This window comes from Rhodopirellula islandica, from assembly GCF_001027925.1.
Taxonomy (GTDB): domain Bacteria; phylum Planctomycetota; class Planctomycetia; order Pirellulales; family Pirellulaceae; genus Rhodopirellula; species Rhodopirellula islandica.
On sequence record NZ_LECT01000046.1, the window covers coordinates 66,378 to 78,915 of the forward strand.

The 12,538-nt window shown below is 56.4% G+C and carries 9 protein-coding genes; 2 read left to right on the plus strand and 7 right to left on the minus strand.

Going from position 1 to position 12,538, the window contains the following annotated elements:
• The first annotated feature begins 124 nt into the window (after nucleotides 1-124).
• Nucleotides 125-829, plus strand: coding sequence for a potassium channel family protein (locus RISK_RS23905; RefSeq protein WP_047816844.1), 705 nt, complete (start codon nucleotides 125-127; stop codon nucleotides 827-829).
• A 71-nt stretch (nucleotides 830-900) separates the two neighbouring features.
• Here RISK_RS23905 and RISK_RS23910 read toward each other — a convergent pair whose 3' ends face one another.
• From RISK_RS23910 to RISK_RS23925, 4 genes are all read right to left on the minus strand, one after another.
• Entirely contained in the window at nucleotides 901-1,776 is an 876-nt protein-coding gene (locus RISK_RS23910) for a bestrophin family protein (protein ID WP_150122690.1), read from the minus strand.
• 68 nt (nucleotides 1,777-1,844) lie between these two features.
• Nucleotides 1,845-3,167 carry an APC family permease gene (locus RISK_RS23915; protein ID WP_047816846.1) on the minus strand — a complete coding sequence of 441 codons (1,323 nt, stop codon included), beginning with the start codon at nucleotides 3,165-3,167 and terminating at the stop codon, nucleotides 1,845-1,847.
• Between the two features lie 153 nt (nucleotides 3,168-3,320).
• Complete coding sequence (gene cls / locus RISK_RS23920; RefSeq protein ID WP_047816847.1) at nucleotides 3,321-4,793, minus strand: cardiolipin synthase; 1,473 nt, start codon at nucleotides 4,791-4,793, stop codon at nucleotides 3,321-3,323.
• Nucleotides 4,794-4,967: 174 nt separating this feature from the next.
• On the minus strand, nucleotides 4,968-6,386 hold the full coding sequence (locus tag RISK_RS23925) for a hypothetical protein (RefSeq protein WP_236696641.1): 1,419 nt from the start codon (nucleotides 6,384-6,386) through the stop codon (nucleotides 4,968-4,970).
• 525 nt (nucleotides 6,387-6,911) lie between these two features.
• Here RISK_RS23925 and RISK_RS23930 point away from each other — a divergent pair.
• Nucleotides 6,912-8,321, plus strand: coding sequence for a DcaP family trimeric outer membrane transporter (locus tag RISK_RS23930; RefSeq protein WP_047816849.1), 1,410 nt, complete (start codon nucleotides 6,912-6,914; stop codon nucleotides 8,319-8,321).
• 154 nt (nucleotides 8,322-8,475) lie between these two features.
• Here the strand turns inward: RISK_RS23930 and RISK_RS23935 are convergent, their stop codons facing one another.
• Genes RISK_RS23935 through RISK_RS23945 form a run of 3 tightly spaced genes read right to left on the minus strand, consistent with a single transcriptional unit; the run spans nucleotide 8,476 to nucleotide 12,286 of the window.
• Complete coding sequence (locus tag RISK_RS23935) at nucleotides 8,476-9,414, minus strand: SHD1 domain-containing protein (protein ID WP_047816850.1); 939 nt, start codon at nucleotides 9,412-9,414, stop codon at nucleotides 8,476-8,478.
• 32 nt (nucleotides 9,415-9,446) lie between these two features.
• Nucleotides 9,447-11,309, minus strand: coding sequence for a hypothetical protein (locus tag RISK_RS23940; protein WP_047816851.1), 1,863 nt, complete (start codon nucleotides 11,307-11,309; stop codon nucleotides 9,447-9,449).
• Nucleotides 11,306-12,286: a nuclear transport factor 2 family protein gene (locus RISK_RS23945; protein ID WP_047816891.1), complete on the minus strand. Its 981-nt coding sequence runs from the start codon at nucleotides 12,284-12,286 to the stop codon at nucleotides 11,306-11,308. The genes RISK_RS23940 and RISK_RS23945 overlap by 4 nt, the downstream gene beginning before the upstream one ends.
• Nucleotides 12,287-12,538: the final 252 nt, after the last annotated feature.

Genomic DNA, 12,538 nt, shown 5'->3' on the forward strand with positions numbered 1-12,538 from the left:
GGTGGCGGGATCCCCGTAGCATCCTACACGACGGGGAATGAACGTCCTACGCGAGAAAGTCTCCGCTGGAGAGTTCTCACACTACAATTTGAGACCCACTTTCCTCGTTCCACGATCCGTCTGCATGATTCCTACGCTCCAACCTGAAACGCATCGCTGGCGGGGACGACCTCGTCACGGGGAGTTGTTGCTCGCTCTCGTTTCCCTGATTTTCATTCAATCGTGTTTGTCGTCCGAGAACATGATTCATCGAGTGGCTCTCAACGCACTGTTCTTTCTGGTGGTTCTTTCCGCGATTCGTTCGCTGACCGGATCGGCGTCCCGAATGTGGTGCACGTTGCTGGCTGGGGGTGTGGCCTACGCGACCTCTTGGGCCAACGAGATCACGGGGGCGATGTGGTTGGCGATCGTCAGTGATTCGTGCTTCGCCTTGGTTTTTCTGATCCTGATCTACGCTGTTGGAGAACACGTGTTTGGTGAAGGGCCGATCGATGCCAATCGAATCATTGGCGCAGTTTCGATCTACTTCTTGCTCGGGTTGCTTTGGGCTTTTCTTTACACGTTGGCCGAACTCGTTCAACCCGGCGCGTTTTTGTTCCCGGTTGTGAACACGGGATCTGTTCAGAACACTCGGTTGATCAGCGAGTTCATTTACTTCAGCAACGTGACGCTGACAACGCTTGGCTACGGTGATGTGGTGCCGTTGTCCCGTCCTGCGAAAATGCTATCGGTGCTGCAAGCCATGGTGGGGCAGCTCTACGTGGCGATCGTGATTGCACGGATGGTTGGCCTTCAGGTGTCACAAAGGTCGGCCGAAAAAACTGCCTGAGGTGAAGGTTGGTTGCTTCGCGCGCATTGGCTGATCGCTCAAGCTGCGAAACGTATTCAATCAACAGCCTGTTAGATCAGGACGCCGTCGATTGGTTGCAAGACCGCCGGTGTGTCGGTGTCGCCAAGCATCTGGCGGGCATCAATTTCGATGTTTCGGCACAAGGCCAGCATGGGGGTGCACGAGGGCGTGTCTGCAAACGGCGTTTCGAGAACCTGGGCGACCTTCTCCATTGCCAAAAAGACAATGGAGACAGGGACGGTGAACGCGATCAGTCCCAACGCAGGCATTTCCAAAAGTGCAAACGGGAGAATGATGATGAACGCAAACACGAGATAGTGAATGAGCATCGCGTACATCGGTGGGAACGGTGTATGACGAATGCGTTCGCAACCACCCATGTGATCGGTCAGGCGACGAAGGCTGCGGTCCAGTTCCAAGGCTTGCCATCGGTCCAGTGCTTCGGACTGGTGGAGTTGTTGCAGGTCAATGGCTTGTTGCAGAAGAATTCGGTTCGCTGCGTTGCGGCACTGGCGATACGTCTGCAGTTCGTCGGATGCGATCTTTGCTTCGGGATTGGAGGACACGTCTTCGTCTCGCAACGACGCGGCCAACGTGTGGCACCAAAGAATGTGTCGGTTGACGATGCGGCGTGTCGTTTCGCTGTTGTCACCCGGGGAAGTCGCCGGCTTCGTGAAGCTGATCAATTGTCGGGTGAAAGTTCGGGAGTCGTTGGTGATACGCCCCCACAAGATCCGAGCTTCCCACCACCGCGAATAGCTGGAATTGGTTCGGAATGCGAGCACGATGCCAAGGAACGTGCCGGGGAAAGTGGCGACACCAGGCGGCAGTTCGTATGCATCCAGCGGCACCCAGTAGTCCACCGCCGAAATTGCAAGCGAGTAGAACATCGAGAAGGTGGCCACCGGCCAAATCGCTTGAGTCAAGCGACTCCAAGGAATACGTGGGCGAACTAGCAAGGCATCAAACCAGCAGAGGGAATGCTTGGATGGGGTCAGTTGGAGCTGGGCGGACCTTGGTCGGTGGTGCGGCGAGTTGTCAGGGCGTACATGGTTCCGCCGACCAAAAACGTCAGTCCGGTCGCGATCAATTGTTTGGGATCATTGGATGTCATGATGCCTGCCGAAACGATTGTCGCCACGACATAAAACGCAGGTGCGATCAACCACAATTTCGGAGCCGCATGAGGTGAGTTGCGGATCGAGGGCAAGAACAAACAGCAGACCGAACAGGCGGCTGACAACGACAACGTCAGTCCGAGATACGACAGCAAACCTTGCAGGTCCGAAATCAAAACCAACGTGACCGCCACCACGATCTGAACCACGGTGGCTGCAAAGGGTGCTTCGCCGCGAAAACGCATCCAGGCGGGCAACATGCCATCGTCCGCCATTTTCGCGTACACGCGGGGGGCCGCCATCATCATGCTCAGCACCGATGTCAACAAACACAGGGCAATGGTCCAGCGAACAAAGTGTGCGAAACCGTTGCCTCCCAGACTGGCTGCTGCGATGGCCGCCACATCGGGTTTGCCAACGATGCTTTGCATGGGAGGTGCAAAGACAAAGACGGCGTTGAGGCAGAGGTACAGGATGGTCGTGGCCAAGGTTCCAGCGACCAGCGCTCGGGGGACCACTCGCTTGGCGTCAACCACTTCATCGGCCACATAGACCGCCGCATTGAAACCGGAATAGCTCAGGGAGATCCAAACGAGGCTTCCCGCAAAGGCGGTCCAGTGCGACCAAGGGGTGGCATCGGGGGATGTTTCGCGTGCGGGGCTGTGGGCGACCAAGTCTCCGCTGAACCACTGGTAAGCGGCAAACACCAGGATCGTTCCCAAGAGAACCAGTTTGACGCTGACGGCGATGTTCTGGGTGGCGGCTCCAATGCGCGGGTGCAAACCATGGAAAAAGCCCGCCAAGACAATCGCCATGATAGTGACGATTCCCGCGGGCATCCACTCAGGACGCAATTGTTCGGGAAGCAGGTAGCCTTCCAGTGCCGTTGCCGCGAACGCGATTGCGCCGGAGAACCCTGCGATCAGAGAAACCCATCCGGCGATGTAGCCGAGCAACGGGTGCGCCGCCCGAGAAAGAAACAGGTACTCGCCGCCGGATTGCGGCATCACGCGGATCAGCATCGCGTAGCTGATGGCCCCTGTGACAGCGATCACGCCGCCTGCCAACCACGCCCAGAGGACTTGTTCAGGAGATCCCAAATCGGCCAGTGAATACCCGGACGTCGTGAACACGCCAGCGCCGATCATGTTGGCGATGACCAGGAACGTGAGGGTCCAAAATCCGTATTTGCCGCTCAAACGACTGCTTTCGTGGTGATGGTTCCGAGCTCGATTCGATCCCGGCGGAAGCGTGGGAACGGATCAAATGGGGGCTGTGATCGCTAATGTAGCCCAATCCTCGGAGGACTTCATCGCTACGGAACCGCAATCACCCGCGAGGGTGTACGGGGGTTAAAGAATGGGGCCCAGCGTTGCCAGCACGTTGTTCCACAACCGCCTGGGGAGCGACCAGGCACCGACGATTTCCGAGGTGATCACGTTGGACCGCTCGATGTAGGTTTGTTGGCGATCCTGAACGGCAGCGGTGAGTTTGGGATCGTGGAACAGAATGTTGTTCTCGTAGTTCAGGTCAAAGCTCCGGCGGTCCATGTTGGCGGAGCCAATCAGAGTGACTTCATCATCGAGCGTCACCGATTTGGTATGCAGCAAACCGCCGGTGTATTCGTGGATGAGAACACCCGCCTCGAGAAGTCCGGCGTAGTAGCTTCGACTGGCTCCGCCGACAACTTGGGAATCGTTGTTGGCTGGCATGATGAGCGTTGTCTTGACCCCTCGCCAAGCTGTTGCGCAGAGGGCTTGCTGCATGGATTCGTTGGGCACGTAGTAGGGCGTCGAAATGGTCAGCTTGCGCCGCGCCGTGTGGAACAGTGTTTCAAAGACCTCTGGCATCGCTGAGTCACGAACGGTCGGGCCGGTGCCGATGACCTGCGCAGGGAACCCGGACCCTGTATCAGGAAGCGGTTGGTCCAGCAAATCGGTCAGGTCGTCGCTGGTGCAGGACATCCAATCGGCGACAAAGAGTTCTTGGTTCTGACGGACAATGGGACCCTCGAAACGAATCACGGCGTCGACCCAAGGGGCGTACTTGGGTTTGACCCGGAACTCAGGATCGGCACAGTTTTGGCTGCCGCAATACGTGATGCTTCCATCGATCACAACGATCTTGCGGTGATTGCGGAGGTCGATGCGACCACGCAGAGCACGCAAGACCAAATTGCCGATCGGCAATGCTCTGGCAACATGCACACCCGCGTCTTGCATCTCTTTCCAGTGAGCGGATCGAATGATCGTTCGTGAGCCGAGGTCATCTGCCATCGCCCGGCAGGTCACGCCTCGCTTCGCCGCTCGTTTGAGTGCCTCGACCATCTTCAGACCATTGTTGTCTGGCAGCCAGATGTAGAACAGCAAGTGAACATGGTCTTTGGCTTGATCAATGTCCGCGATCATCGATTCAATCGCGGCGTTGGAATCGTCCATCAGCGTTCCAGAATTCCCGCCAATCGCTTCGAATCCATTGATGGATTCACCCATTCGGAACAGGTGTTCGTATCGGGCTGGCACATTTGCCAACGCGTGACGAGATTCTTCCGGGTTGATGTCTGGCATCGTGGGCAAGCGTTCCATGACTTGCTTCATGCGGTCCATTCGTCGTCGTCCGATGTTCGTTTCACCAAACAGCACATACAAAAGCACGCCGAGGAACGGCACCGCCGCGATGATGGTGACCCAAGCGACACGTGACGCGGGTTCCCGGTGCGGCCGCGTCATCACACGAATGATCGTGACGGCTTCGATGGCGACGTGCGCCACCAAGGCAATTGAAACAGCATTGATGCGAACTTGAAAGTATTGTCCGAGATCCATTGGCAGAACAGTTTGATGTCAGGTGCCGCAGATGTGCGGGGGAACGATCGGGGAGCGAATGGTTGCGATTGACCAGTGACAATGAATCGGCCCACGAAAAAAGCCGATCGACAAGACCCGTTTGAATCTGGTGCCGATCGGCTTGGATAGCGTCCGCAGGATTCCGTTCGATGCTTAGAACTGCATTTTGAATTTCTGTGTCATGTCACGACGCATCGCAGCGGTCAGTTTGTCAATCTGATTGAGAGCCTCACGGTAATTACCGTAGGCGTTGCCTTGGGCGATGGCGCTGGTGACACGTTGGTAATCCGTGGTGCTGTTGGTGTTGTAGTAACCATAGCCGTCGTTGTAGTAGCCGGTGTCGAGGCTCTGGCTGGCTTTGACCTTTCCAGCGTCGATGTTCGTTTGACGAACGGAAAGGGCGTTGCCGCGAAGCAGTTCCGCCACGTTGGTTCCGTATTGGACCATGTCGGGGTCGACGTTGAGCGTGCCGAGTTCATCGATCTGACGAGCGCGTTGGTCGCTCCATTTTGCCATCGCACCAGCGGTTTGCGATTTGTGATCGCGGGTGTGCTCGATGATCGAGTTGACTTCATCGAAGTAGTGCTTGGACTCGTAAGCGATTCGCTGTTCTTCGCTTTGTTCCGACAGGCTGGCACGTGCAGCGGCCTGTTGGGCTTGGCTTTGCAGGCTGAAGATGCCCATCAATCCGCTGAGGCTGGACTGGGTGATGGGGCCTTTGAGCGAGAGGGAGTTCCCGTCGACGGAGACTTCCCACTGTTTCACTTCAGGGGCGCCGGTGCCATTGCGTTGAAGAATTTCAGCGAGCAATTCCGGGGCGATCAATTTCAAGGATGCAGGTGATTTTGAGAACTCAAACTTGGCGATGCATTCATTGAGGCTGCGTCGGCCGACGATGAGGCTGCAGCCTTGAATCGATGCGAGGGTACCGGCGACGGATTCCGGCGAGTTGGATTTGAGAGATTCCAGTCCCGTCAGACGAGTCGTCAAAGGGATCGGTGAGAGGACGTTTGCCAAATCGATTGCCATCATGAATGACAGGTAAGATTCAGGTTGCTTGGCATGAGCGCTCAGGAACGGCGTGTACTTCACATCGATCACCGGGGTCAACCATCCTGCCAAGAGCGATCGGTCGGTGGGGCGAAGGATGCCCAAACGTTCTGGGTGTTCGTCTCCGGGAACGAAGTAGGTTTGATTGGGAGCGTGAACGACGTCGTGATCGACAACGTTGTCGACGTACCCACCGAGTCGTTCCGCCAACTTTTTCGCGTCCACCGGGGCGTTGAGGACTGCGTAACCGGCTTCCCATTTGGGACGGAGGGTCGCAATTTCGAGATCGGCGAGAAACCAGACTTCGCTCACAGCCGACGAGGCGGCTGGGGAGAAGCCAGCGTCTTTCATCAGCTTGTTGAGCGCAGGAACATTGACATAACCGATGGCGTTGCCGGGAGCCGGTGACCGATCGAGCAACAGTTCGATCTTGGCCTTTTCTTGTGCATGAACGACAGATGAAGAAATCGAGAAAAGAAGGGCCAGGGCCATCGCAGGGCCTGATTTCAGCAACGTTCGCATGGTATTGGCTCGGTTCGTCAAAGGGTGTGGATCAAAGTGTCGATCCGCGACGCGATTAGAAGAGATAATTCATCCAACTATTCGCACGGACAAGGAACATGATAGGAATTCCGGCAATTTGGACGTCGCCAGTATAGACAGCGGCCTGTCCCTGTGCACCGCCGGGCAACGGATGGGAATCGATCTCATCGAGCCGAATTCGGACCACAAATTGAGTGGGTGTTCCGTCGACCAGGGCGGTGGGGACGCCACCGCCAGCGACAATTGGCCTTTTCCTGAGACATCGATGGCATTGATCACGCCCGGTTAAAATTTCACCTGGATAGGCGTCCAATCTCCTGAGTCGCTTTGTTGGCGTTAAAACCGGAGGAATCGTTCAAGTTTGCCAGGTTGCCGTGTCGAATCTAGGAAGGGTGAATCGCCTTTTGTGGCCATTGCGATGTGCGGACCGCGAGCGAGTGCGGTGACTTGTTGAGAAGCATTCGTTGAGCAAGATTGTGATGGGGTTGTACCGAACCAAGTCGAATGAGTTGCAAGACCCCCGCACGAACGATCTTTGACCGCGCGACCCGGCAATGGTTCTTGCTTGCACTGCCGTTGTGGTTTCTCACTGTGCCCTTGAAAGCCGAGGAAAGCCTCGCGTCGTTTCTACAGACGGCTGAGGCGGAGCATTTTGACGAACCGTTGTTGTTGGCTCAGTTCTCTGAGTTCAACGAGAGTTTGGACGCGATTGAGTCGCCCGTGACCGAGGTGTTGGATCAGTTGGATACGATCTCGCTGGATCGTTCGCTGCAGCAATCCTTCACGACCGAATCGTTCGACAGCCGAGCGGGAACTCAGCAGCCGAACAACTTCACCGCGTTTCCAGATTTCAATCGCGGGATTGTTGTGATTGGTGAAGAAGCGGCCTTGAAGATCGGTGGGTTTGTCAAAGCGGATTTTATCACTGACTTTGACCCAATTGACTCGGTCGATTCCTTTGACACCAGTCAGATTCCCGTTGGAGCAGCCGAACGGAAAAACTCTCGGTTCCACGCTCGGTCTTCCCGTTTGAGTTTTGATACTCGATGGAAGGTTCAGCAAGAGGTGGTTCGGGCGTTCGTGGAAGCGGACTTCTTTGGTGGCGAAGATGGTTCCAATGGATCGCTCAGATTGCGACATGCTTATGGGACCATGGGGTATGTCACGGCGGGGCAGACGTGGACCACTTTCACGCACCCATCGGCCGTTCCTCAGACATTGGATTTTGAAGGTGCTGTTTCGAACGTGAACCGACGGCAAGGGTTGGTGCGTCTGGATTTGCCATTGGGCAATTGGGGGTGGTCTTGGGCGGTGTCGCTGGAAGACCCTCGGATCGAGATCGACATCCCCGTCGGTGTGACGGGAGAAGGGCGAACGGAATCACCCGATGTGATCACTCATTTGAAATTGGAACGACCCCGAGGCGATTTTCAAGCGGCGTTTGTTATGCGAGAACTGGGCTTTCAACCGGTCGGGGATCCAGTCATCACGGGCACCGCCTGGGGATTCAACTTCACCGGTTCAGCGAAGGCCACGGAAGACACGCGGCTCTATTCCCAAATCACGTTCGGAGAAGGGATCGGCAGCTATCGAGGGTCACCTGATGTGGTGTCCACTGGCCCAAGCAGCGCGGCCATTTTGCCGATGTTTGGATGGATGGTCGGTTGCAAGCATGTTTGGAATGATCGGCTGACATCAAACTTGACGTACAGCGAACTCTTTCTGGATCCCATTGCGGGTCAGGATCCGACCAACCTGCGTCAAACCAACTACCTCGCCGTGAACTTGATTCACAATCCGGTCGATCGGGTGTTCGTGGGAATCGAATACCTGTACGGGATGCGAGAGAACCAAAACGGCAACCAAGCCGACGCAACCCGTTTGCAAATGAGCTTCGGGTTTTACCTGCCGTGAGGATTCGTAGCCTCGTCCACGACGACCACCTGACACTCATTGATCCAGCGCTGCTTAGCAATGCACGATCAATTACTGACGTAGTGGATGAGGCCACGAATCCTGATTCACGGGACTCGTTGCCTCATCCACTACGAAATCCGCTACTTGGTGATCAGTAGCTGAACTTGCGTACGCCGACCATGAAATAGCCCGGGTAGTTCGGCAGGACCATTTGTGTGGCCGTCAAACTGTCTCGGGCGCTCACCATGATGCTGGTGGGACGACCGTAAACACCTGGGTTGGGCGCAATTCGGACTTCCCAGATCGATGTCAGTCCAGTGCGAACGGCGGCCATGTTGAACTTGAGGACTTCGAGCTGTTGCCGCTGTTGCTGCTGAGCCATGGTTTGTTGGTAATGCGAGGCCTCGGACCGCATCATCAAATCTTCACGGGCTCGGGCTACGTCGTCGGCGTGGTACTTCTTCCAGTTTTCCCAGCCTGCTTGCAGGACCTCGAGATCCTTTTCGCTGAACATGAAAAACGGGACCGCGATTTGGTCGCCGGAGGCCAGTTCCATCAGCACGCCTTCGAGGGTGTAGGACTTGGGTTGTCCTCCGAAGCCGGCCACGAATTGTTTGAGGTCCGTTTCCTTTTCCAAGGATTCGTTTTCGAGGACGGAAAGAACTCGAAGGATGAGCTTTTGATGCAGCGGATCAAAGGTTGAAAATGCTTTGCCGTTGATGGTCACGGCGCCCAGTTTTCGATCCAGCGTGTATTCCTTCTTCCCGTAGGCAAGGATCTTCGCCTGAATCTTTAGCCCATCGCGAGACGTCCAGGTGTGCATTTCAAGGTCGCCACCTGACTCCCTTTCCGATTCGCTTTTGGTCAATTTCGTGACGAATTCGCGGTCTTCGTCCGACAGGTCTTTCAGCTCGACCGCAGCAAGGCGGCCCGAACCACGACGTTTCAAGATCGCCGTGGTGTCGTTGGATCCAATCAGTTCGCCTTCCAATTTGTAGGCACCGTTGGCACTGGTCCAAGTACGAGGTTTGGCGCTGGCAAACGAAGCGGTCGAGAGGACCGCGACAACAAGTAAGAAGTGACGGAACATGATGTGGTCTAATTCGAGTGATTGAGAAAGGATCAGTTGTTGTCGTTCGATGAATTGTCCGATTCCTCGGTCAATGAATCGTCAGTTGAATTGGCCGACTCTTCAGAATCCTCAGGGCTGGGCAAGCGAACGAGCATGTAGGTGTCTTGTGTTTCGGTTCCAAAGTGAACCAGCACGGACGCTTCATCTTGCGTCAAATTATAGAGGCCGGTCTCCACCACGATATCTTCGTTTTCGCCAATTCGCATTGCAACTCGCTGAGTTTGCTTGTCGACTTGGCCTTGGATGGCCTGTGTTTCATCGGTTTTTTGATTGTGGAGCGTTCCGGACACGATCCCTTCTTTGTTGACCGCCAACTGGACAATGCGGTCAGGGTCGACATCGTCGGCATCGGTTGTCAACGCGAAGGTTCCCAAGGGAAGCCACTCTGATTCTTCAGCGATCTCTTCGCTTTCAGGGGCGTCCACCGTCGCGAGGTCGGCCGCTGTTTGTGCGAACTCCTCGGACGTCGCCACTTCTTCACCACCGATGTAAACGCGATTGTCTTCGTAGGTCACGTTGCCTTCGCTGCTGTAATCGTAGTAGACCGGTTGCTCCATCGATGGAGCGGGGGCACTCCAGGTGAACCAGTTGGTCACCGTGGGGTACGTCGGTGTGCTCCACCAATACGAGGAGGGGTAGTACCTGTACGAATAGAAGTAGTGCCAACCACAGAAGCGGAATGGGTGTCGTCCCCACCAATTGGGACCGAAGCCGTGATAGTGGCAATGATTGCGAACTTGGTTTCCCCAGCGATGGAAATGGTCATAGCGATGGGGCGGAATGGCTGGCCAATTGCTGACGTTGTTCAAGCGGTTTTGCCACCGGTTGTTGATCTGGTTGACTCGGTTGTTATCCAGATTGGCCCAGCCCATTCTGTTGTTGATGATATTGTTGTTGCCAATGTTCACGTCGCCGATGTTGATGTCAGGGCGGCGATTGGGTGGCAGGCGATCACCGGGATTGGGGCGGCGGTCGAGGCCGGGACGATTCTCAAGCCCTGGCCGTGTTCCGGCGCCGGGGCGATCTGCGAGGGAGGGACGATCGGCGGTACCAGGTCGATTTCCGATTCCAGGTCGGTCTCCTGTTCCGGGGCGATCGGCGCTACCGGGGCGGTTGGGGCGTTCATTTCCACTGGGACGCAGGGGACCATCGAGTCCCAGGAAGTTGCCGACGTCGCCCGTGGAAGGACGGCCACCGGGGAGCTTTCCAAAGTCTGGCATGTCGGGGCGATTCGAGCCGCCAGGACGACTGGGCCGGTCACTGCCGGGGAGATTTCCGCCGGGCCGATTTCCACCCGGCAGATTGGGGCGAGAAGCACCTGGGCGATCTGATCCGGGCCGATTGCCGGGAAGGGTGCTTGGTCGATCAGGGCGAGTGGGCAGGTTGTTGCCTGGTCGCGTGATCCCGGGTTGGGTGGAACCGGGACGAGAGGTTCCTGGTCGCGAATTGTTGGGCAGTGAGATGTCCGGACGCGAAATGCTGGGGCGAGAAACGTCGGGGCGTGATGGTCGTGTTCCGGTGCTGGGTAAACTTGGACGACTGGTGTTGAAGTTCGGCCTGCTCGTGCTGGGGCGGCTGAAATTGTTCCCGCTCACGTGGGGCATGCTGGTTTGAGGTCGGCTGGTGGGCATGCGGTTGCCGCCGCCCATGCTTCCGCGATTGAAGTTCGAAGCGCCACCCATGCTGGGCCGTGCTCCTCCGCCTCCACCACCAAACGAACGGCCGCCTCCGCCGCCACCTCGTCCTCCAAATCCGCCCGCTTCAAGCGACGGCAATGAAAGGGTGGTCAGGGAAAGTGCGACGCAAACCGACACCCAGCGCCAAGGCTGCATTGGATTGATCGAAAGATTCATTGGTTGGCTCCCGATGGGGTCGCGGTATTGGGGGAAGGTTCGTCGGTGGCTGTGGTGTCCGTTTGTCGCTTGAGCGTGACGGCTTCACCGTTGGGAAGCGGCTCACCGTTGAGCACTCGCGAAATGATGCGAACCGTCATCGTGTCACGATCAATGGGGCGGACAATGCACGTCGCGGTCGCTTGCCCGCCATCGGCCAGTGTTTGAGTCATTTCCATTCGCCAGTGATCTTCTTCGCCTGCCCAGTAGCCGTTGCCGAAGCTGCCGTCGGCAAAGTAGGTCCAAGACTTCACACGGTTGGATTGTGGGTCGTAGCCAATCATCTCGTAGCCGACCGGCTCTGTTTCGGATCCCACTTGAAAAGTGCGACGTATGAAACGACGCCCTGGCAAGAAATCAATTTTACTTTGGAGGCCGTTTTCCGAGTCTTCGTTCCATGTTCCAACCAACCATCCCAGTGCTTCAATCGGGTTGGCTGAATCGACGGAAGAGGCTTCGTCGGTGGCACGTTCGATGATGGTCGTGATGACCCAGTCCGCGGAGCGCTTGGACAGTGTGATCTCGAACGAAGATGTTTCTTCAGGAGCTTGATCCGACGTCAGCGTCGTGGTTCCGCGAACCGTTGCTTGATTGGTCTCCGTTTGTTCGACTTCTTCGACGGTCGCGCTCAGCTTCAGAGTGGGTTCGGTCTCGACGGCAGCTCGGATCTGATCGATCAGTTCCGTGGCGGAATTGGCTTCTCGTCCCGACGTCTGGTCCCGGTAGCGAACATCGGCTGCAACGAATTGGGGCAGCGAATCAAGTTCTCTGTGATTGAATGCGTCGGCGTACTGTTGCAGACGTTCCTGGACCGCCTGGCGAGAATTGGAATCCACGGCCGCCGGTTGACCGTCTTGTGCGATCACGTCCGAGCCGACGGATCCGAGGATTGCGGCGGTGAGGCATGCACCGAGCAAAAGTGTTGGACCTGTATTCATTTCAAAGTGTTCCAGCCGACAGGTGAGAAGAGATTGGCGGTCAAGCAAAACGAAGAGCATTCGAAATTGTCCTCTCAATCTTAGAGAGTCGGGTCGCGAATTGCTCCCATCGAACCCAGATAATCCGCAGAAGTTGGCCTCGAAACGAAAATTTCGGCATGTTCAATTTTCTGGTGCCAGGAAAAGAGCGGGGTGGGGGGGAGTGCGTCCGAAAAGGTGGGTGTGGGTTGTCGAAACCAGGAAGTCATTGTC

Excerpts from the sequence above, each read along its gene's own strand:
- RISK_RS23905 (WP_047816844.1), top strand. The coding sequence starts at position 125 with ATGATTCCTACGCTCCAACCTGAAACGCATCGCTGGCGGGGACGACCT.
- cls (WP_047816847.1), bottom strand. The coding sequence starts at position 4,793 with ATGGATCTCGGACAATACTTTCAAGTTCGCATCAATGCTGTTTCAATT.
- RISK_RS23925 (WP_236696641.1), bottom strand. The coding sequence starts at position 6,386 with ATGCGAACGTTGCTGAAATCAGGCCCTGCGATGGCCCTGGCCCTTCTT.
- RISK_RS23930 (WP_047816849.1), top strand. The coding sequence starts at position 6,912 with ATGAGTTGCAAGACCCCCGCACGAACGATCTTTGACCGCGCGACCCGG.
- RISK_RS23935 (WP_047816850.1), bottom strand. The coding sequence starts at position 9,414 with ATGTTCCGTCACTTCTTACTTGTTGTCGCGGTCCTCTCGACCGCTTCG.
- RISK_RS23940 (WP_047816851.1), bottom strand. The coding sequence starts at position 11,309 with ATGAATCTTTCGATCAATCCAATGCAGCCTTGGCGCTGGGTGTCGGTT.
- RISK_RS23945 (WP_047816891.1), bottom strand. The coding sequence starts at position 12,286 with ATGAATACAGGTCCAACACTTTTGCTCGGTGCATGCCTCACCGCCGCA.